Below are 1,909 nucleotides of genomic sequence, written 5' to 3' on the forward strand. Positions count from 1 at the left end.
CCCATGACACGCAAGCTCAAGGCCGCCATCATCGGCTCGGGCAATATCGGCACCGACCTGATGATCAAGATCCTGCGGCATGGCCGGCATGTCGAGATGGGCGCGATGGTCGGCATCGACCCCGCCTCCGACGGCCTGGCCCGCGCGGCCCGCATGGGCGTGGCCACCACGCATGAAGGCGTGGAAGGGCTGGCCCGGCTGCCGGTGTTCGGCGACATCGACATCGTCTTCGATGCCACCAGCGCCGGCGCGCACGTGAAGAACGATGCGTTCCTGCGCGCGCTGCGCCCGGCGCTGCGCATGGTCGACCTGACCCCGGCGGCGATCGGCCCGTACTGCATCCCGGTGGTCAACGGCGCCGCGCACCTGGACGCGCCCAACGTCAACATGGTCACCTGCGGCGGCCAGGCCACCATCCCGATGGTGGCGGCGGTATCGCGCGTGGCGCCGGTGCATTATGCGGAGATCGTCGCCAGCATCTCCAGCAAGAGCGCCGGACCCGGCACGCGCGCCAATATCGACGAATTCACCGAGACCACCTCGCGCGCCATCGAGCAGGTGGGCGGCGCGCGCCGCGGCAAGGCCATCATCGTGCTGAACCCGGCCGAGCCGCCGCTGATCATGCGCGACACCGTGTACTGCCTGAGCGAGCCGGCCGACCGCGACGCCATTGCCGAATCGGTGGCGCGCATGGCCGCGGACGTGCAGCGCTACGTGCCGGGCTACCGGCTCAAGCAGGCGGTGCAGTTCGAGGATATCCCCGCGGGCGCGCCGCTCAACATCCCGGGACTGGACCGCCTTGCCGGCCTGAAGACCACCGTCTTCCTCGAAGTCGAGGGCGCCGCCCACTACCTGCCCGCCTACGCCGGCAACCTCGACATCATGACCAGCGCCGCGCTGAACACCGCCGAGAGCATGGCCGAGGCCATGCTGGCCGAGTCCGCTTCGGCCTGAACAGGAACCACGCCATGAGCACCGACAAGAAACTTTATATCTCCGACGTGACGCTGCGAGATGGCAGCCACGCCATCCGCCACCAGTACAGCGTCGCGCAGGTCCGCCAGATTGCCGCGGCACTCGATAAGGCCGGCGTCGATTCGATCGAAGTCGCGCACGGCGACGGCCTGCAGGGCTCCAGCTTCAACTACGGCTTCGGCGCGCATACCGACCTGGAATGGATCGAAGCCGTCGCCGACGTGGCCAGCCACGCCCGGATCGCCACGCTGCTGCTGCCCGGCATCGGCACCGTGCACGACCTGAAGGACGCCTACCGGGCCGGCGCGCGCATCGTGCGCGTGGCTACGCACTGCACCGAGGCCGACATCTCGCGCCAGCATATCGAGGCGGCGCGCGAGCTGGGCATGGAAGCGGTCGGCTTCCTGATGATGAGCCACATGACCACGCCGCGGCAGCTGGCGCAGCAGGCGAAGCTGATGGAGAGCTATGGGGCGACCTGCTGCTATGTGGTCGACTCCGGCGGCGCGCTGACCATGGACGGCGTGCGCGACCGCTTCCGCGCGTTCAAGGACGTGCTCAGGCCCGAAACCCTGACCGGCATGCATGCGCACCACAACCTGAGCCTGGGCGTGGCCAACAGCATCGTCGCGGTGGAGGAAGGCTGCGACCGCATCGACGCCAGCCTGGCCGGCATGGGCGCGGGCGCGGGCAATGCGCCGCTGGAAGTGTTTATCGCCGCCGCCGAGCGCATGGGCTGGCATCACGGCACCGACCTGTACCAGCTGATGGACGCCGCCGACGACCTGGTGCGCCCGCTGCAGGACCGGCCGGTGCGGGTCGACCGCGAGACGCTGGCGCTGGGCTATGCGGGCGTGTATTCCAGCTTCCTGCGCCACAGCGAAGCGGCCGCGGCGCGCTATGGCCTCAAGACCGTCGACGTGCTGGTCGAACT

General features: G+C 69.3%; 2 protein-coding genes. Both read left to right on the forward strand.

What is annotated here, in order from left to right; all coding sequences use genetic code 11:
- Nucleotides 1-3 precede the first annotated feature (3 nt).
- Nucleotides 4-954 carry an acetaldehyde dehydrogenase (acetylating) gene (locus tag J8I82_RS37550; protein WP_209765659.1) on the forward strand — a complete coding sequence of 317 codons (951 nt, stop codon included), beginning with the start codon at nt 4-6 and terminating at the stop codon, nt 952-954.
- Between the two features lie 14 nt (nt 955-968).
- Nucleotides 969-1,909, forward strand: a 941-nt coding sequence (gene dmpG, locus J8I82_RS37555; protein WP_209765657.1) for a 4-hydroxy-2-oxovalerate aldolase, incomplete at its 3' end; no start/stop codon positions are given.

Source organism: Cupriavidus consociatus, from assembly GCF_017814975.1.
Lineage (GTDB): Bacteria > Pseudomonadota > Gammaproteobacteria > Burkholderiales > Burkholderiaceae > Cupriavidus > Cupriavidus consociatus.